The 16786-nt window shown below is 71.6% G+C and carries 17 protein-coding genes and 1 pseudogene; 8 read left to right on the top strand and 10 right to left on the bottom strand.

What is annotated here, in order from left to right:
- Positions 1 to 451 (bottom strand): annotated as a pseudogene (locus ACFWP5_RS47055) (PucR family transcriptional regulator); the annotation flags it as partial.
- Between the two features lie 140 nt (positions 452 to 591).
- Positions 592 to 1572: an alpha/beta hydrolase gene (locus ACFWP5_RS47050; protein ID WP_384171763.1), complete on the bottom strand. Its 981-nt coding sequence runs from the start codon at positions 1570 to 1572 to the stop codon at positions 592 to 594.
- A gap of 249 nt (positions 1573 to 1821) precedes the next feature.
- Between ACFWP5_RS47050 and ACFWP5_RS47045 the strand changes: the two genes are divergently transcribed.
- Both ACFWP5_RS47045 and ACFWP5_RS47040 read left to right on the top strand, forming a co-directional pair.
- Positions 1822 to 2787, top strand: a complete 966-nt coding sequence (locus ACFWP5_RS47045) for a TerC family protein (RefSeq protein ID WP_384171760.1) — start codon at positions 1822 to 1824, stop codon at positions 2785 to 2787.
- 99 nt (positions 2788 to 2886) lie between these two features.
- Positions 2887 to 3768: an LLM class F420-dependent oxidoreductase gene (locus ACFWP5_RS47040; RefSeq protein ID WP_384171757.1), complete on the top strand. Its 882-nt coding sequence runs from the start codon at positions 2887 to 2889 to the stop codon at positions 3766 to 3768.
- A gap of 71 nt (positions 3769 to 3839) precedes the next feature.
- Here ACFWP5_RS47040 and ACFWP5_RS47035 read toward each other — a convergent pair whose 3' ends face one another.
- On the bottom strand, positions 3840 to 4403 hold the full coding sequence (locus ACFWP5_RS47035; protein ID WP_384171755.1) for an NADPH-dependent FMN reductase: 564 nt from the start codon (positions 4401 to 4403) through the stop codon (positions 3840 to 3842).
- A gap of 104 nt (positions 4404 to 4507) precedes the next feature.
- On the opposite strand from ACFWP5_RS47035, the gene ACFWP5_RS47030 reads away from it, so the two are divergent.
- Complete coding sequence (locus tag ACFWP5_RS47030) at positions 4508 to 5188, top strand: TetR/AcrR family transcriptional regulator (RefSeq protein ID WP_384171752.1); 681 nt, start codon at positions 4508 to 4510, stop codon at positions 5186 to 5188.
- 7 nt (positions 5189 to 5195) lie between these two features.
- On the opposite strand, the gene ACFWP5_RS47025 is transcribed toward ACFWP5_RS47030, so the two are convergent.
- Together ACFWP5_RS47025 and ACFWP5_RS47020 are read right to left on the bottom strand one after the other, a co-directional pair.
- A complete protein-coding gene (locus tag ACFWP5_RS47025) occupies positions 5196 to 6332 on the bottom strand; it encodes an FAD-dependent oxidoreductase (protein WP_384171749.1) in 1137 nt (378 codons plus the stop codon).
- Between the two features lie 33 nt (positions 6333 to 6365).
- Complete coding sequence (locus ACFWP5_RS47020; RefSeq protein WP_384171746.1) at positions 6366 to 7040, bottom strand: TetR/AcrR family transcriptional regulator; 675 nt, start codon at positions 7038 to 7040, stop codon at positions 6366 to 6368.
- Between the two features lie 140 nt (positions 7041 to 7180).
- On the opposite strand from ACFWP5_RS47020, the gene ACFWP5_RS47015 reads away from it, so the two are divergent.
- Together ACFWP5_RS47015 and ACFWP5_RS47010 are read left to right on the top strand one after the other, a co-directional pair.
- Positions 7181 to 8215, top strand: a complete 1035-nt coding sequence (locus ACFWP5_RS47015; RefSeq protein ID WP_384171742.1) for a LacI family DNA-binding transcriptional regulator — start codon at positions 7181 to 7183, stop codon at positions 8213 to 8215.
- Between the two features lie 212 nt (positions 8216 to 8427).
- Complete coding sequence (locus ACFWP5_RS47010; RefSeq protein ID WP_384171739.1) at positions 8428 to 9864, top strand: benzaldehyde dehydrogenase; 1437 nt, start codon at positions 8428 to 8430, stop codon at positions 9862 to 9864.
- 28 nt (positions 9865 to 9892) lie between these two features.
- Here ACFWP5_RS47010 and trxA read toward each other — a convergent pair whose 3' ends face one another.
- The gene (gene trxA / locus ACFWP5_RS47005) at positions 9893 to 10279 is read right to left on the bottom strand and encodes a thioredoxin (protein WP_384171736.1); all 387 of its coding nucleotides are present in this window, start codon (positions 10277 to 10279) and stop codon (positions 9893 to 9895) included.
- A gap of 122 nt (positions 10280 to 10401) precedes the next feature.
- Between trxA and ACFWP5_RS47000 the strand changes: the two genes are divergently transcribed.
- Complete coding sequence (locus ACFWP5_RS47000; protein ID WP_384171733.1) at positions 10402 to 11832, top strand: dihydrolipoyl dehydrogenase family protein; 1431 nt, start codon at positions 10402 to 10404, stop codon at positions 11830 to 11832.
- Between the two features lie 84 nt (positions 11833 to 11916).
- Here ACFWP5_RS47000 and ACFWP5_RS46995 read toward each other — a convergent pair whose 3' ends face one another.
- Positions 11917 to 12561: a peptide deformylase gene (locus tag ACFWP5_RS46995; RefSeq protein ID WP_384171730.1), complete on the bottom strand. Its 645-nt coding sequence runs from the start codon at positions 12559 to 12561 to the stop codon at positions 11917 to 11919.
- Positions 12562 to 12763: 202 nt separating this feature from the next.
- On the opposite strand from ACFWP5_RS46995, the gene ACFWP5_RS46990 reads away from it, so the two are divergent.
- Complete coding sequence (locus tag ACFWP5_RS46990) at positions 12764 to 14155, top strand: PepSY-associated TM helix domain-containing protein (protein WP_384171727.1); 1392 nt, start codon at positions 12764 to 12766, stop codon at positions 14153 to 14155.
- 65 nt (positions 14156 to 14220) lie between these two features.
- Here the strand turns inward: ACFWP5_RS46990 and ACFWP5_RS46985 are convergent, their stop codons facing one another.
- The 3 genes from ACFWP5_RS46985 to ACFWP5_RS46975 form a co-directional block, all read right to left on the bottom strand.
- The gene (locus tag ACFWP5_RS46985) at positions 14221 to 14568 is read right to left on the bottom strand and encodes a tetratricopeptide repeat protein (RefSeq protein ID WP_365606923.1); all 348 of its coding nucleotides are present in this window, start codon (positions 14566 to 14568) and stop codon (positions 14221 to 14223) included.
- Between the two features lie 69 nt (positions 14569 to 14637).
- Positions 14638 to 15081: a MarR family transcriptional regulator gene (locus ACFWP5_RS46980; RefSeq protein WP_384171723.1), complete on the bottom strand. Its 444-nt coding sequence runs from the start codon at positions 15079 to 15081 to the stop codon at positions 14638 to 14640.
- On the bottom strand, positions 15078 to 15560 hold the full coding sequence (locus ACFWP5_RS46975) for a MarR family winged helix-turn-helix transcriptional regulator (RefSeq protein WP_384171721.1): 483 nt from the start codon (positions 15558 to 15560) through the stop codon (positions 15078 to 15080). Before ACFWP5_RS46975 ends, ACFWP5_RS46980 begins: the two co-directional genes overlap by 4 nt.
- Positions 15561 to 15709: 149 nt before the next feature.
- On the opposite strand from ACFWP5_RS46975, the gene ACFWP5_RS46970 reads away from it, so the two are divergent.
- Positions 15710 to 16675: a pirin family protein gene (locus tag ACFWP5_RS46970; RefSeq protein WP_384171718.1), complete on the top strand. Its 966-nt coding sequence runs from the start codon at positions 15710 to 15712 to the stop codon at positions 16673 to 16675.
- Positions 16676 to 16786: the final 111 nt, after the last annotated feature.

Here is a 16786-nt window from a genome sequence, read left to right as displayed (position 1 = left end):
GCCGGGCCGCCTCGGGAGCCGTCGCGTCGAGCAGCGTCTCGATCAACTCCGGGTCGTCGGCCGGAACCCGGCCCCGGGTGCGATCGAGCACGAGCCGCACGGCGCCGGCCGCCCGCTCCAGGATCACCGCGTCGACGACACTGGGCGCGGCCTGCGCCGTACGCTCCAGCCAGAGCGCGGAAACCCCGCCCGGCGTCAGCGCGGCGGACGGCCACGCGGGATCCGGCGGCGACGCGCTGTCCCTGCGCGTACCGTCCGCCTCGACGCGCACCCGAACCCGCCGTTCGGCGTCGACCAGCCGCGCGGCACACCCGGCCAGCACCGCCGCCCCACGCACCAGCGCCTCAAGCCCGGCCCGCGACTCGGCGAGCCGATCGAAGTAACCGATGACCCGCACGGCGGCACCGGCGTCCGGATCCAGCGCGGTCAGTCGCCCGGCCAGCTCTTTCATAAGCCCATGGTGCGCCATGGAACGGTCGGAGAGGAGTGACGGGACGCGGCTACCGCGAACCGGCCGCCCCCGGAGCGACCGAGGAACTTCGACAGTGTGCCGCTCACGCACGGCACGCCGGTGTCACCGCGGCCGTACGCTCACGCCGCCAGCAGCCGCCTTAGCCAACTCACATGCGCCGCCCGAGCCGCCTGCGAGACCGCCGCCTGTGGGGCGAAGCCGTCGAAGCCGTGGAAGCCGCCCGGCCAGACGTGGAGTTCGGCGATGCCGCCCGCCTGCCAGAGGCGGGACGCGTAGGTGACGACCTCGTCGCGGAAGGTTTCCGCCGAGCCGACGTCCAGGAAGGCCGGGGGCAGACCGGTGAGGTCCTCCGCGCGGGCCGGTGCCGCGTACGGCGGGACGTCGGTGGTGCCGCGGCGGTCGCCGAGGAGGGCGGTCCAGCCGGTTTCGTTGGCCGTGCGGTCCCAGACGCCGACGCCGGCCATCTGGTGCGCGGACGGGGTGTCGTTGCGGTCGTCGAGCATTGGGCACAGCAGTAGCTGCCCGATCGGTTGCGGGCCGCCGCGGTCCCGCGTGAGCAGGGCCAGCGCGGCGGACAGCCCGCCGCCGGCGCTCGCGCCCATGACGACGATCCGCTCCGGATCGCCGCCGATCTCCTTCGCGTGCTCCGCCGTCCACAGCAGACCGGCGTACACGTCCTCGATCGGCGCCGGATGCGGATGCTCGGGCGCCAGCCGGTATTCCACCGACACCACCACCGCGTCCAGTTCCCGCGCGTAGTCCAGCGCCCCGGTCACTCCGACCCGGTTGTCGCCGAGCACCATCCCGCCGCCGTGCACGTGATAGATGACGGGCAGCGCCCCTGCCGTCGCCGGCGCGGTCGGACGGCAGATCAGCAGCGAGATCGCGGGGTCGCCGGCCGGTCCCGGCACCTCCCGGTCCTCGATGGCGAAGGCCCCGTCCAGGGTCAGGTCCATCTGCATCGACTGCGTGATCGCCGGGCCCCGGCGGATCTCGTCGATGTCCTCCAACGTCATCCCGGGCGACATGAACTCCTTGATCAACTCCAGCGCCGCGGCGAGTTCGGGATCGAACGGGGGCGGGGGTGGGACAGACGTCATGCGCTTCTCCTGACGCTGGGCGCGGCGGCTCGTACGGCCATACTCCGCGCACCTACCCCCGATCCGTCCTCCGCCGTCCGGCGGAGCCTCCCCGCCGTCCGGCGGGTGCCTTGTCGGGATGTGACCTGTTGTTCACCCGCGGGACGTGGAAGGGATTCCTACGACGACAACGATGTCCAAACCCCCACGGACCATCCCATGTAGCGCCCGCTCGCCCCATGCGCCACCCCCGCACCAGGAGCACCACCTGTGAACGTCTCCCTGACCGTCTGGCTGCTGACGATCGCCGCCCTGTGCGCCCTCGTCGGCGTCGACTTCCTCATCGGCCGCAAACCCCACGACGTCTCCGTCAAGGAAGCCGGCGTCTGGACCGTGGTCTGGGTCGTCCTGGCCTGCCTGTTCGGACTCGGGCTGTTCTTCTACGGCGGGAGCGGACCGACCGGGGAGTTCTTCGCCGGGTACATCACCGAGAAGTCCCTGAGCGTCGACAACCTCTTCGTCTTCGTGCTGATCATGGGCAAGTTCGCGGTGCCGTCCCAGTACCAGCAACGGGTGCTCATGGTCGGGGTCCTTGTCGCCCTGGTGCTGCGCGCCGGCTTCATCGCGGCCGGCGCCGCGATCATCTCCACGTTCTCGTGGGTGTTCTACATCTTCGGCGCGTTCCTCATCTGGACCGCCTGGAAGCTCGTCCAGGACGCCCGCAAGGGCGGACACGAGGAGGAGTACGAGGAGAACAAGCTCCTCAAGATCGCCGAGCGCCGCTTCGGCGTGGCCGACCGCTACCACGGCACCAAGCTGTTCATCACGGAGAACGGCAAGCGCATGATGACGCCGATGCTGGTCGTGATGCTCGCCATCGGCTCCACCGACGTGCTTTTCGCGCTCGACTCCATCCCCGCGATCTACGGCCTCACCCAGGACCCGTACATCGTGTTCACGGCCAACGCCTTCGCCCTGATGGGCCTGCGCCAGCTGTACTTCCTCATCGGCGGCCTGCTGAAGAAACTCGTCCACCTCAGCTACGGCCTGTCGATCATCCTCGGCTTCATCGGCGTCAAACTGGTGCTGCACGCCCTGCACGAGTCCGGCGTGCACGTCCCGCAGATCTCCATCCCCTTCTCCCTCGGCTTCATCGTGCTGGTCCTGGCGGTGACCACGTTCACCAGCCTGCGGGCCACGAGGACGCGGGGCGCGGAACCCGCCGTCAAGTCGTAGGCGTGGAGCTTGACTTCGAGAGCGCTCGAAGACCTACCGTCACGAGGGACGGTGAAGGTCCGGGTGGACTGTGAAGTGGACTGTGAAAGGGAGTCGGGCATGCGGGTCGGCGTACACATCAACCGGTTCAACCATCCCGGAGGGCCGGCGGCGGTCGGGCCCGAGCTGGCCTCGGCGGGCGCCGCGGCCGAGGCGGCGGGCGTCAGCTGGCTCTCGGTGATGGACCACTACTTCCAGATGGAGTTCAACGGCGGCGCCGAGGACGCCATGCTGGAGGCCTACACGACGCTGGGTTTCCTGGCCGGCAACACCTCCACGGTCCGCCTCGGCGCGCTGGTGACCGGTGTGACGTACCGGAATCCCGGGCTGCTCGCGAAGATCGCCACCACGCTCGACGTACTGTCCGGCGGCCGGGCCACACTGGGCATCGGGGCGGCCTGGTACGACCGTGAGCACCACGGTCTCGGCGTGCACTACCCGCCGGTCGCGGAGCGTTTCGAGCGGCTGGAGGAGACCCTGCGGATCTGTCTGCAGATGTGGGACCCGGAGGCTAACGGTCCCTTCGAGGGCAAGCACTACCAGCTCGCCGAGACCCTGTGCGTGCCCGCGCCGGTCAGCAGCCCGCACCCCGAGATCATGATCGGCGGCGGCGGGGAGAAGAAGACCCTCCGGCTGGTCGCCCAGTACGCCGACGCCTGCAACCTGATCGTGTCGACGCCGGACGAGCTGCGGCACAAGCTCGACGTGCTGCGCGGTCACTGCGACAACCTGGGGCGCGACTACGACCGTATCCGCAAGACGATCGTCCACACCGGCGAGTCGGTCACCACGGGAGACGTCGACGCCTTCCTGCGGGAGATCAACGGCTTCACGAAGCTCGGCGTCGACACGGTGATCCTGGGCCCGCGCACGGGCGAACCGGCCGAGTGGATCGAGCGGTTCGTGGCCCCGGCGGTGCCGCGCCTGGCCGAACTGGACTGACGGGCCGCGCAACGAAACATGAAGGGGCCGGAGTCCGTGTGGACTCCGGCCCCTTGACGTGGGTGCCCGGATCAGGCGGCGACGGCCTCGCCCGCGTGGCCGTGCAGCTGGGTGATGACCTCGGTCAGCTGGGCGGCGACCTCGGCGTCGTCGGCCGGGTGGGTCTCGGCGAAGCGGGTCACGGAACCGGGGATCGAGAGCTTGATCTCCTCGATGACCTTGCCGCCGGCGATGCCCACGGCCTTGCGGGTCTCGTCCTGCGCCCACACGCCGCCGAACTGGCCGTAGGCGGTGCCGACCACGACGACGGGCTTGCCGCCGAAGCCGCTGGCGCCGTAGGGGCGGGACAGCCAGTCGATGGCGTTCTTCAGGACGGCCGGGATGGTGCCGTTGTACTCGGGGGAGAAGAAGAGGAACGCGTCCGCGGAACCGGCGGCCGCGCGGAGCTTGGCGGCGGCGGCCGGAACGTCGCCCTCGACGTCGATGTCCTCGTTGTAGAAGGGGATCTCGGCGAGACCCTCGAAGATCTCGATGTCGGCGCCCTCGGGCGCGAACTTCACGGCGGCCTCGGCGAGCTGGCGGTTGTGCGAGCCGGCACGCAGGCTGCCGACGAGCGCGAGGATACGAACAGACATGGGGACTCCAAGAGGGGGGCTGAAACACTGCCGTAACGATCCGGACCGAGGTCCGCTTAAAAGTTGTACCAGGCTAAACGGACCGCGGTCCAGTTTTCTTCCCGGTGCTTTACGCTGTCTTCATGTCCAGCGCCCTGCCACCCTTTCCGAAGCCCGAGGAGTCCATGGGCGAACCCCAGTTGCTGGAGGTCCGCTCCTACGCCGACGAGCCCTGCCTGCGTGCGGACGCGGCCCGCAACCGCGCCAAGCTGCTGGAGGCCGCCGCCCGGCTGATCGCCGAGCACGGGGTGGCCGGCGTCACCATGGAGGCCGTCGCCGCGGCGGCCCAGGTCGGCAAGGGAACCGTCTTCCGCCGCTTCGGCGACCGCACCGGCCTGCTGATGGCGCTGCTGGACCACTCCGCGCAGACACTCCAGGCCGACTTCCTCGGCGGCCCGCCGCCGCTGGGCCCCGGAGCCCCGCCGGTCGAGCGGTTGCGGGCGTTCGGTGTGGCGGTGCTGTACCGCTCGGCCGAACAGCTCGACCTGCAACTCGCCGCCCAGCCGGAGCCCACCCGCCGGTTCGCCCACTCCGCGCTCCGGGCGTTGCGCACCCACGTCATGATGCTGCTGCGGCAGATCCTGCCGGGCGCCGACTGCGAGTTGCTCTCCCACACACTCATGGCGTATCTCGACCCCGCCCTGATCAACCATCTGACCAGGCAGTGCGGGATGCCCATGGAACGGCTGGAGGCCGGCTGGACCGACCTCGTCGCGCGCGTGACGTGTACGCCGCCGCCCTGCTGAGTCCGGCTCAGCCGTGGGCGGCGAACATGTCGAGGATGCCCTGCGGGGCGTCGTCGCGGAACAGCAGGATCCCGTTCGCGGCCGAGTCCGCCGCCGACTCCTCGCTGCGCGGGAACAGCTTCGCCTCGTAGGCGGCCAGCGCGGCCTCGGTGTCGCCCGGGTGCGCGGCCAGCGCCTGGCCCAGTTCGGCCCCGTCGAGCATGGCCAGGTTGGCGCCCACGCCCGCGAACGGCGACATCAGATGGGCCGCGTCGCCCAGCAGCGTGACGCCGGGCACCCGCTCCCAGCGGTGTCCGATCGGCAGGGCGTGGATCTGCCGCGGGGTCAGCGGCCCGTCGGCGTCGGCGAGCAGCGCCCGCAGGCTCTTGTCCCAGTCCGCGAAGTGCTCCAGGGTGTACGCCTTCGCCGCCTCGGTGTCCGTGAAGTCGACGGTGCCGAGCGCGTCCTCGGGGACGGCGAGCGCCACGTAGATGTGCAGGCTGCCGTCGGTTTCGCGGTGGGCCAGGAAGCCCTTGCCCGCGCCGAGCGCCATCATCATGCCGCCGCCGACGACCTCGGCGCTCACGGGATGCCGTACGTCGGCGTCCGGCAGGTCCACCTCGACGAACGAGATGCCGACGTACGCGGGCCGCGCGTCCGAGAGCAGAGGCCGCACCCTGGACCAGGCACCGTCCGCGCCGATCAGCAGATCGGTGGTGAAGGAGGTGCCGTCCGCGAGCGTCACCTCGTGCCGGCCGCCGTCGAGCGGGCGGGCGCCGGTGACCTTCGCGCCCCAGCGGACGGTGCCCTCGGGCAGGGAGTTGAGCAGCAGGTCGCGCAGCTGGCCGCGGTCGACCTCGGGGCGCCCGCCGGTGCCGTCGTCGGGGTCGTTCAGAAGGACTGTCGCGGCCCGGTCGAGGACGCGCGTCGCCTCACCGCCCGGGTGGACCAGCGCCCGGAACTGCTCGTGCAGGCCCGCCGCGCGCAGCGCCGGCTGGCCCGAGTCCTCGTGGATGTCGAGCATGCCGCCCTGGGTGCGCGCGGCGGGGGAGGTGTCCAGGTCGAGGACGGCGGCCTCGATGCCGTGCACGTGCAGGACCCGGGCGAGCGTGAGCCCGCCGAGTCCGCCGCCGACGATCGCGATGGGGTGGTGGGGGGTGGTCATGACGGTCCTCCTTGAAGTGGGCGCGAAACAGAGTCAGTTGGGGACGGCTGTCCGCTCGATGCCGGTGATCAGTGCCTGGAACCGCCACGACAGGCGGGCCTCGTGCGCCCCGGCGAGCAGGTCGCCGGAGCGCGCCGCGATGTGCGGGTGGGTCCGGTCGGACACGGTGCGCAGGGCGTCGGTCAGGGCGTCCCAGTCCTCCTGGCTGGCGTCCTCGGCCGAGTGCTCTGCCGCCGTCGCGGTGGCCTGCTGGAGCAGCAGGTCCACGCCCCACGCGGCCTGCGCCGGCGGTACGCCGCCCTCGTCGAGCAGGGCGAGCAGGGTCTCGATCAGGTTCAGGTAGTGCGGGCCGCTGGGCCAGGCTGTCAGCGCCGAACGGGCGAGGCTCGGGTGCTCGAAGAGCATCCAGGTGTACGCCGTGAGCACCCGCTCGACGCGCTCGCGCCAGGAACCCCCGGTGGGCGCCGGACCGATCGTGCCGAGCAGCTCGTCCAGGACCGCCGCGTGCAGCTCCGCGGTGTTGCGGACGTACACGTACAACGAGGCCGGACCGGTGTCGAGCTCCTGGGCCAGGCGCCGCATGGTGACCTTCTTCAGACCCTCGGCACGCAGCACCGCCACGGCGGCGGCGACGATGCCCTCCCTGCTCAGGGCGGGTTTCGCCGGCCGTTCACGGCGGCTGCGCGGGGTCTCGGGGCGAGCTGTCATGCTTCCAAGGTAACGAACATGTTCGCTCCGAACAAGTTTGTGACGAACGCGTTCGTAAAATACCGGACCATGCTGTCCTCGTGACGGCCGTTCCCCCGCCGCACTCTCCGGCCCCGGCTTCTGCCAAGATGCCGTACGTCATGGTGCAGATACCGAAAACGCCCGCAGCCCCGTCGCCCGCACCGCGCTCCGTGCCCACGAGCGCCGATGTGGCCCGCCTGGCCGGCGTCTCACGCGCGACCGTCTCCTACGTCCTGAACAACACCAGTGCCGTACGGATCAGCGAGCCCACCCGCCGCCGTGTCCACGAGGCCGCCAAGGAACTCGGGTACGTCCCGCACGCGGCGGCCCGCAGTCTGCGCGCCGGGCACAGCCGCATGGTGTTGATGCCGGCGCCGACCGTCCCGGTGGGACTGCTCTACAGCCAGTTCATCAACGAACTCCAGTGGGCGCTCAGCCGTCTCGACTACACGGTCGTCCAGCACGGCTCCGTCGGGCTGCACGGCGACGAGGCCGCCCGCGCCTGGGCCGAACTCCGCCCGGTGGCCGTCCTCGTGCCCGGCGCCGGACTCGGCCCGCAGGGCGTCGCCGTCCTCAAACGCTCCGGCGCACGGGCCGTCCTCACGCTCGGCCCCGAGAAGGTCGAGGGCGCACACGCCCTCCTCCTGGACCACGAGGCCGTCGGCCACCACGCCGGCACGCATCTGTACGGCCGCGGCAGGCGCCGGATCGGTGTGGTCGTACCCGAGGAACCCGGCCTGGAGGCCTTCTCCCGCCCCCGCCTCGCAGGCGTGCGCCGTGCCTTGCTCGACACGGACGCGACGGCGACCGAACTCCCGCTCGCCTACAGCGAGGAGAGTGCCGCCCGGACCGCCGCACGCTGGCGCGCTCTCGGCCTCGACGCGGTGTTCACGTACAACGACGAGTACGCGATGCTGCTGATGCGCGCCCTCCAGGACGAAGGCATCCGCATCCCCGAGGACACGGCCGTGATCGGCGCCGACGACCTCATGATCGGCCGGCTGCTGCGCCCGCGCCTGAGTACCGTCCACATCCAGTTGCCCTCCGGCCGCGGCCTCGCCGAACTGGTCGACAGCGCGGTACGCCACCCCGGCGGCATCCCCGGCACGCACGAACTGCTCGGCGCCTCGGTGGTGCACCGCGACTCCAGCTGACCCGGCTCCGACGACCGCGCCCGGGGCGATCCGGCCGTACGCGACTAGGATGTTGCACGCTCAACCAGACGGGATGCGACCGGTCACCGGGCGCGGCTCGCACGTCTGTGCCGGATCACCGCATCCCGTCGCGTGGCCGCCGAACAGGCCGCGCACACAAGGGACTCGCGCTGCCGGTGTGGGTCCCTCCGGTGACGGATGGGAGAACCACCATGCCTCTGCTCGACGCCAAGACCTGGCAGCCCCGCCCCTTGTCGGGCCCCGAGTACCCGGTCACCGAGCCCGCCACCGGCGACACGCTCGGCACCGTCACGCTCGCCGCCGCCGAGGACGTACGACCGGCCGTCCAGGCGGCCCGTACCGCACAGGCGGAGTGGGCGCGCGTCCCGCACTTCGTTCGGGCCGGTGTGCTGCGCAAGGCCGGAGACCTGTTCGCCGCGCACGCCGAGGAGCTGCGCGAGTGGATCGTGCGGGAGTCCGGGTCGATCCCCGGCAAGGCGGACTTCGAACTGCACGTCGCCGCCCAGGAATGCTACGAGGCCGCCGCGCTCGCCTCCCGCCCCGCCGGGCAGGTCCTCCCCACGGAGGCGCCCCGGCTGTCGTACACCCGGCGCATCCCGGTCGGAGTCGTCGGCGTGATCGCGCCGTTCAACGCCCCGCTGATCCTCTCCATCCGCTCGGTCGCCCCCGCGCTCGCGCTCGGCAACGCGGTCGTCCTGAAGCCGGACCCGCGCACGGCGGTCTGCGGGGGACTGTCCCTCGCGGCGGTCTTCGCGGAGGCGGGCCTGCCCGACGAGTTGCTGCGGATCCTGCCCGGTGGAGCGGACGTGGGAGCGGCGCTGGTCGCCGATCCGCAGGTGCCCGTGATCTCCTTCACCGGCTCAACCGCCGCCGGACGCGCGGTCGGTGAGGCGGCGGGGCGTCATCTCAAGCGCGCACACCTGGAGTTGGGCGGGAACTCGGCCCTGATCGTGCTCGCGGACGCCGACTTGGACGCGGTGATCTCGACGGCGGCCTGGGGCTCGTTCTTCCACCAGGGCCAGATCTGCATGACGACCGGCCGCCATCTCGTCCACGAGTCGCTCTACGAGGAGTACGTCGAACGCCTCGCCGCCAAGGCCGACTCGCTCGCGGTGGGAGACCCGCACCGCGCGCAGGTCCACCTCGGCCCGATCATCGACGGCGCCCAACTGGCCAAGATCCACGGCCTGGTGGAGGCCAGCACGGCACGTGGCGCCAGGCTGGCGGCCGGTGGCACCCACGAGGATCTCTTCTACCGGCCGACCGTCCTCGCCGGCGTCGACGACGACACCCCCGCCTACGCGGAGGAGGTCTTCGGCCCGGTGGCGCCGGTACGGTCCTTCGCCACCGCCGACGAGGCGGCGGCGCTGGCCGCGGCGGGGCCGTACGGCCTGTCGCTCGGGATCGTCACGCGCGACAGCGCTCGCGGCCTGGACCTGGCGGAACGCATCCCGACCGGGATCGTCCACATCAACGACCAGACCGTGAACGACGAGGCCGTGGCCCCCTTCGGCGGGGTCGCCTCGTCCGGCACCGGCGCCCGCTTCGGCGGCGAGGCCAACCTGGAGGCCTTCACCGACGTGCGCTGGACGACGGTGCGCGGAGACGTGGCGTCGTACCCCTTCTGAAAAGGGATGTCTCCAAAAGGGGCGGTGCTTACTGCCCGTTCTGCTCGGCCTGCTCCTGCTGCTCGGCGACCGACTTGCGGACCTCGTCCATGTCGAGCTTGCGGGCCTGGCCGATGACGTCCGTCAGGGCGGCCTCCGGCAGGGAGCCGGGCTGGGCGAACACGGCGACGCGGTCTCGGACGATCATCAGCGTGGGGATCGACTGGATGCCGAAGGCCTGGGCCAGCTCGGGCTGGGCCTCGGTGTCGATCTTGCCGAAGACGAGGTCCGGGTTCTCGTCGGCCGCCTTCTCGTAGACCGGGGCGAACTGACGGCAGGGCCCGCACCAGGACGCCCAGAAGTCGATCAGGACGAAGTCGTTGTCCGTGACCGTCTGGTCGAAGTTGTCCTTGGTGAGCTCCACGGTGCTGCTCATGACGTGATTCCCTCTTCTCGGTGTGGGGGCGAAGCCGTCCCGGACAACACGGTCGTCCGGTCCCGTTATTCCGCGCCCCTACCCGTGTGGCCTCAGCGCACACCACCCAGCAGACTGGCCCCATGACGGAAACGGAATCCATCGCGTACGACGTCGTGGTGCTCGGGGCCGGGCCCGTGGGGGAGAACGTCGCCGACCGCACCCGTGCGGCCGGTCTCTCCACCGCGATCGTGGAGAGCGAACTGGTCGGCGGCGAGTGCTCGTACTGGGCGTGCATGCCCAGCAAGGCCCTGCTGCGCCCGGTCATCGCCCGCGCCGACGCCCGCCGCGTGCCCGGCCTCGGCCACCTCGTCCAAGGGCCCCTCGACACCGCCGCGGTGCTCGCCCACCGCGACTACGAGGCCTCGGGCTGGAAGGACGACGGCCAGGTCCAATGGCTCGACGGCATCGGCGCCGACCTCTACCGCGGCCAGGGCCGACTCGACGGCCCCCGCAAGGTGACGGTGACGGGCCCCGACGGCGTACGGCACGTCCTCACGGCCCGGCACGCCGTAGCGGTCTGCACCGGCACCCGCGCCCTCCTCCCCGACCTGCCCGCACTCGCCGACGTCAAGCCGTGGACCAGCCGCGAGGCCACCAGCGCCAAGGCCGCGCCCGGCCGGCTGATCGTGGTCGGCGGCGGGGTCGTCGCCGTCGAGATGGCCACCGCCTGGCAGGCCCTCGGCTCCCGCGTCACCCTCCTCGTCCGCGGCAAGGGCCTGCTGCCCCGCATGGAGCCCTTCGCCGGCGAACTGGTCGCCGACGCGCTCACCGAGGCGGGCGTCGACCTGCGCACGGGTACGTCCGTCACGGCGGTGACGCGCGAGAACGGCACCGTCGTCGCCGTCACCGACAGCGGCGACCGCGTCGAGGCCGACGAGATCCTCTTCGCCACCGGACGCGCCCCGCAGACCGACGACATCGGCCTCGACACGATCGGCCTGGAACCGGGCTCCTGGCTGTCGGTGGACGACACCCTGCGTGTCCCGGACAACCACTGGCTGTACGCGGTCGGCGACGTCAACCACCGCGCCCTCCTCACCCACCAGGGCAAGTACCAGGCACGCATCGCGGGCGCCGCGATCGCCGCCCGCGCCTCCGGCGTACCACTGCTGGAGACCGACCCGTGGGGCGCCCACGCGGCCACCGCCGACCACGACGCCGTACCCCAGGTCGTCTTCACCGACCCGGAGGCGGCCTCCGTCGGCCTCTCCCTCGCCGAGGCCGAACAGGCCGGCCACCGTGTCCGCGCGGTCGACGTCGAGCTCTCCTCGGTAGCCGGCGCCGGCCTCTACGCCGACGGCTACCGGGGCCGCGCCCGCATGATCGTCGACCTCGACGACGAGATCCTGCGCGGCGTGACCTTCGTGGGCCCCGGCGTAGGCGAACTGATCCACTCGGCGACGATCGCGGTAGCCGGCCAGGTCCCGATCAGCCGCCTGTGGCACGCGGTCCCGTCGTACCCGACGATCAGCGAGGTATGGCTGCGCCTGCTGGAGGCCTACCGCGGCTGACCCCGCCCGACCGACTCGCCAGGGCTGAACACCCCTGACTTCCCCGGTCGGTTGGAAGCCGATTGATCCCCTACGGCTGATTTCCTACGGCAGCTCGAAGCCGAGCGCAGCCGATGCCGCATCCGGTGTCGGCTGCGCCCAGCGCTCCGCCATCGCCTCGTTGGACGACAGCGAGCGCAACTCGGCCCGGTCCAGGTAGAGCATGCCGTCGAGGTGGTCCGTCTCGTGCTGGACGATCCGCGCGGGCCACCCGCTGAACACCTCGTCCACCGGCCGCCCGTGCTCGTCCTGCCCGGTCAGCCGCACCGAGGCGTGCCGCGCGACCACCGCCTGCCAGCCCGGCACGCTCAGACACCCCTCGAAGAACGCGGCCCGACTGTCGCCGACGGGCTCGTACGAGGGATTGACCAGCACCCGGAACGGCTGCGGCACCCGCCCGCGCACCACCCGCACCTCGTCCGGCACCGGCGCCGGATCCTCGATCACCGCGATCCGCAGCCCCACCCCGACCTGCGGGGCCGCGACGCCCACCCCCGGCGCCGCGTGCATCGTCACGCGCAGCGCCTCGACGAACCGGGCCAGCAGAGCGGGCTCCAACTGCCCGTCGAACGGCTCGATACCGCGCCTGAGCACCGGGTCACCGGCCGAGACGATGGGCAACGGGCCGCCGACGGCGAGGAGTTCCTCGACCCGGTCGGCCAGGGGTACGCGATCACTGGGAAGTGCCATCGCGCCAGGATGCCATGGCCCCCGCCGCCACCCGATGTGACCCACACCACGCGTATCCACGGGAACTCGCGGCCTTCACGCCCCGACTACTGGACCGCTACGGCTACGACACCTCACCCGCTCGATTCCGCGCACCCGTCCCCCTCCTCCTCCTCGTCCCCGTCCCCGTCCCTCTCCTCCTCGCCCCCGGAGCAGCCCGCCCATGTCCACCGCTCCCTCGACCAGCACGGCCGAGGCCCCGCAAGAGCCGGCCCCGGCACCGTCCCCCAGCCGCTGGGCCCCGCTGCGCCCCCTGGTCCTGCGTCTGCACTTCTACGCCGGAGTGCTAGTCGCCCCGTTCCTGCTCGTCGCCGCCACCACCGGCTTCCTGTACGCCGGTGCCTTCCAGGCCGAACGGATCGTGTACGCCCATGAGTTGACCGTCTCCGTGGGCGACCGTGAACTGCCGATATCGCAACAGGTGACCGCCGCCCGCACGGCGCACCCCGAGGGAACGGTCTCGGCGGTCCGACCCGCCCCGGAGGCCGGCGCCACCACCCGCGTGCTGCTCTCCGGCGTCAAGGGCATCGCCGCCGACCACACCCTCGCGGTGTTCGTCGACCCGTACACCGGGAAGGTCCGCGGCGCGCTCGAACAGTACGGTTCGACCGGCGCGCTCCCGCTGCGCACCTGGATCGACGAACTCCACCGCGACCTCCACCTCGGTCAAACCGGCCGTCTCTACAGCGAGTTGGCCGCGAGCTGGCTGTGGGTCATCGCGGGTGGCGGCCTGGTGCTGTGGTTCTCCCGGCGCCGCGCCCTGCGCAAGGTGCGCGGCACGAGCGGACGGCGCCGCACCCTCGGCCTGCACGGCACGGTGGGTGTCTGGGCCGCCGTAGGTTTCATCTTCCTGTCGGCGACCGGACTGACCTGGTCGACGTACGCCGGCGCCAACATCGACCAACTCCGCACCTCCCTGGGCCAGTCCACCCCTTCGGTGTCGGCCGCGGCGGGCGGCGAGCACGCGGGCCACGGCGGCTCCACCGCGACCGGCGACGCCCAACACGGCGTAGGACTCGACAAGATCCTCGCCGCCGCGCGCGCCGAGGGACTCGGCAACCCCGTCGAGATCGTCCCGCCCGCCGACGCCGACTCGGCGTACGTCGTCAGGCAGGTCCAGCGCAGCTGGCCCGAGAAGCAGGATGCCGTCGCCGTCGACCCCACCACCGGCAAGGTGACCGACGAACTCCGTTTCACCGACTACCCGTTGCTCGCCAAGCTGACCCGCTGGGGCATCGACCTGCACACCGGCGTCCTCTTCGGCCTCGTGAACCAAATAGCCCTGATGCTGCTCGCCGGCTCCCTGATCCTGCTGATCGTGTGGGGCTACCGCATGTGGTGGCAGCGCGGCCGAGGCTCCTCCTTCGGCCGCCCGATCCCGCGCGGCGCCTGGGCCCAGATGCCCCCGCTGCTCCTCGTCCCGTGTCTGGCGGCGATCGCCGTACTCGGCTACTTCGTACCGCTGTTGGGCATCCCGCTGGCCGCGTTCATCGCCGTGGACGTGGTGCTGGGCGAGATCGCGCACCGGCGGGGCGGCCGGACGTACGCGAAGTAGCGAGGCGCGCGAAGGGGCCCGGTTCCAGACCGGAACCGGGCCCCTTCGCTGCGTGTTGCCGTGTCTCAGACCCGCTCGAAGTCACCCGCGAGCGCCGAGGCGATCCGCAGATGCGAACCGGCCTCCTCGTGCCGCCCCTGGCGCTCCAGGGTGCGGCCCAGCATCAGCCGCGCGTAGTGCTCCACCGGGTCACGCTCGACGAGGACGCGCAACTCGGCTTCGGCGCGCCGCAGTTGGGCCGAGTGGTAGTAGGAGCGCGCCAGCAGCAGGCGCGGCCCGGTCTGCTCGGGCACCTCCTCGACCAGCCCGCCCAACACCCGCGCCGCCGCGGCGTAGTCCTTGGCGTCGAAGAACATCTGCGCGCGCTCCCAGCGCTCCGCCGGTGTTCCGTGGTCGTAGTACGTCATGTCCACTTGACCTCCTTCGACCTGCACAACGGACCATGTTGGTTGAATATTCCACTACCTGTGTGGCCGCCTTGCTCACCTCGCTACGGCGGCCAGCTCCGCGTTCGCCCGCTCGGTGACCAGGGTCAGCACGCGGCCGGTGGCCAGCAGGTCCTCCTCGGGAATGTCGCCCCAGATCCTGGCGGTCGTCCCGCTCGTCTCGTTCGTGATCCGTTCGTACAGGGCCCGGCCCGCGTCCGTGATCCGCACCTCGGACGCGTCCGTCGCGACCAGTCCGGCCGCGATCAGTTCATCGATGGTGCTCTGGACGGAGTCCTCGTCGGCCTTCAGGGCCGCGACGGTGTCCGCGGCGAGCCGGCCGCGGTCGACGGGCCCGGCGGCGAGAACGACCGGCCGCAGGACGATCTGCTGCTGGAAGTCGAGGCCGTGGCGGGTGAGGACGCTCTCCAGGACGGCGCGGGCGGCGTAGTGGGCCAGGCCGAGCATGCGGGCGTCCGCGGGGGTCGTGGTGATGGTCATGACTGCTCCTTCTCGTGCTCACTGGCATGGTCGAGGGGTGTGTCGAGCAGGGTCGTCAGGTCCCGGCTGAACTCCCGGGCCCGTGGGCTGTCGAGACCGCCGAGCGGCTCAAGCAACTGCTCCAGGAGTCCGTGGACGACCTTGATCGCCCGCTGGGTCACCTCGCGGCCCTGCTCGGTGAGGGCCAGCTGGACCGCGCGGGGGTCCCGGGGGTCCCGGGTGCGCTCGACGAGGCCTGCGGACTCCAGGGCGCGGGCCAGCTTCGAGACGTAGAGGGCTTCGAGGCCGGTGTGGTCGGCGAGGTGACGCTGGCTTGGGCGCAGTCCGGAGCGCTGCATGCCGTACAGCGACGCCACCAGGGAGTACTGCGCATGGGTCAGTCCCAGGGGTGCCACCGCGCGGTCGACCGCCACGCGCCACTTCATCGACAGTCGCCAGACCAGGAAACCGGGCGTCGCGCCCTTGGATGCCGTACTCATGGCCGATACTGTACATGGCTACTATGTCCATGGCTACTATTTTTCCGATGGGAGGGCGTCGGGCGGGCGGCAAGAGGAGGCGGGGGAGATGGCGCCGGCGAGGGGTTGACGGACTGACGTAACGGCCTCGGCGGGTCTAGGTTGTCGCCATGAGCAATCTTGATCGCGAAGCGGTTCCGGCCCTGTGCGGCGGCCGCGGTTTCGTGGTGGCGGAGCCCGTCCGTGAACTCCTCAGCCCGCGCCGGGTGCAGCTCGGCGAGTCCACCGAAGTCCGCCGGCTGCTGCCCAACCTGGGCCGCCGCATGGTCGGCGCGTGGTGCTTCGTGGATCACTACGGTCCTGACGACATCGCCGACGAGCCCGGTATGCAGGTGCCCCCGCACCCCCACATGGGCCTGCAGACGGTGAGCTGGCTGCACGAGGGTGAGGTGCTGCACCGCGACTCGACCGGCAGCGTCGCGACGATCCGCCCGCGCGAACTGGGCCTCATGACCTCCGGCCGCGCGATCAGCCACGCCGAGCAGAGCCCCAAGCCGCACGCCCGCCTCCTGCACGGCGCGCAGCTCTGGGTCGCCCTCCCCGACAGCGACCGTCACGTCGACCCGCACTTCGAGCACCACGCCGAACTGCCGGTCGTCACGGCGCCGGGCCTGCGCGCCACGATCGTCCTCGGCGACGTCGACGGCGCGGCCTCGCCCGGCACGACGTACACCCCGATCGTCGGCGCGGACCTGGCCCTCGCCGCCGGCGCGGACGTACGCCTGCCACTGGAACCGGACTTCGAGTACGCCGTCCTGGCCATGTCCGGCGAGGCCCACGTCGACGGCGTCCCGGTCCTCCCGGGCTCGATGCTCTACCTCGGCTGCGGCCGCACCGAACTCCCGCTGCGCGCCGCGTCGGACGCGGGCCTGATGCTGCTGGGAGGCGAGCCGTTCGACGAGGAACTGATCATGTTCTGGAACTGGATCGGCCGCACGCAGGAGGAGATCCAGCAGGCCCGCACGGACTGGATGACCGGCTCCCGCTTCGGCGAGGTGAAGGGCTACGACGGGGCTCCGCTGCCGGCTCCTGAGCTGCCGCCGGTCGGGTTGAAGCCGCGGGGACGCGTGCGCTGACCTCGTCCACGTGCCGCAGCCGGCCAGGATCACGAACGGGATCAGCAGGGCGGTGAGCGCGATGAGCGCGACCGCGATGCCGTCCACGCCCAGCTCGTAGCGGACCCCGAA

It is taken from the genome of Streptomyces sp. NPDC058469 (assembly GCF_042721125.1).
Lineage (GTDB): Bacteria > Actinomycetota > Actinomycetes > Streptomycetales > Streptomycetaceae > Streptomyces.
Note: the sequence above shows the minus strand (reverse complement) of the source record. Positions and strands in the feature narration are given on the sequence as shown.

Bases quoted from the DNA above. Each gene is read 5' to 3' on its own strand.
- ACFWP5_RS47050 (WP_384171763.1), bottom strand. From the start codon at position 1,572: ATGACGTCTGTCCCACCCCCGCCCCCGTTCGATCCCGAACTCGCCGCG.
- ACFWP5_RS47040 (WP_384171757.1), top strand. From the start codon at position 2,887: ATGCGGGTCGGCGTACACATCAACCGGTTCAACCATCCCGGAGGGCCG.
- ACFWP5_RS47035 (WP_384171755.1), bottom strand. From the start codon at position 4,403: ATGTCTGTTCGTATCCTCGCGCTCGTCGGCAGCCTGCGTGCCGGCTCG.
- ACFWP5_RS47025 (WP_384171749.1), bottom strand. From the start codon at position 6,332: ATGACCACCCCCCACCACCCCATCGCGATCGTCGGCGGCGGACTCGGC.
- ACFWP5_RS47020 (WP_384171746.1), bottom strand. From the start codon at position 7,040: ATGACAGCTCGCCCCGAGACCCCGCGCAGCCGCCGTGAACGGCCGGCG.
- ACFWP5_RS47015 (WP_384171742.1), top strand. From the start codon at position 7,181: ATGGTGCAGATACCGAAAACGCCCGCAGCCCCGTCGCCCGCACCGCGC.
- ACFWP5_RS47010 (WP_384171739.1), top strand. From the start codon at position 8,428: ATGCCTCTGCTCGACGCCAAGACCTGGCAGCCCCGCCCCTTGTCGGGC.
- trxA (WP_384171736.1), bottom strand. From the start codon at position 10,279: ATGAGCAGCACCGTGGAGCTCACCAAGGACAACTTCGACCAGACGGTC.
- ACFWP5_RS47000 (WP_384171733.1), top strand. From the start codon at position 10,402: ATGACGGAAACGGAATCCATCGCGTACGACGTCGTGGTGCTCGGGGCC.
- ACFWP5_RS46995 (WP_384171730.1), bottom strand. From the start codon at position 12,561: ATGGCACTTCCCAGTGATCGCGTACCCCTGGCCGACCGGGTCGAGGAA.
- ACFWP5_RS46990 (WP_384171727.1), top strand. From the start codon at position 12,764: ATGTCCACCGCTCCCTCGACCAGCACGGCCGAGGCCCCGCAAGAGCCG.
- ACFWP5_RS46980 (WP_384171723.1), bottom strand. From the start codon at position 15,081: ATGACCATCACCACGACCCCCGCGGACGCCCGCATGCTCGGCCTGGCC.
- ACFWP5_RS46975 (WP_384171721.1), bottom strand. From the start codon at position 15,560: ATGAGTACGGCATCCAAGGGCGCGACGCCCGGTTTCCTGGTCTGGCGA.
- ACFWP5_RS46970 (WP_384171718.1), top strand. From the start codon at position 15,710: ATGAGCAATCTTGATCGCGAAGCGGTTCCGGCCCTGTGCGGCGGCCGC.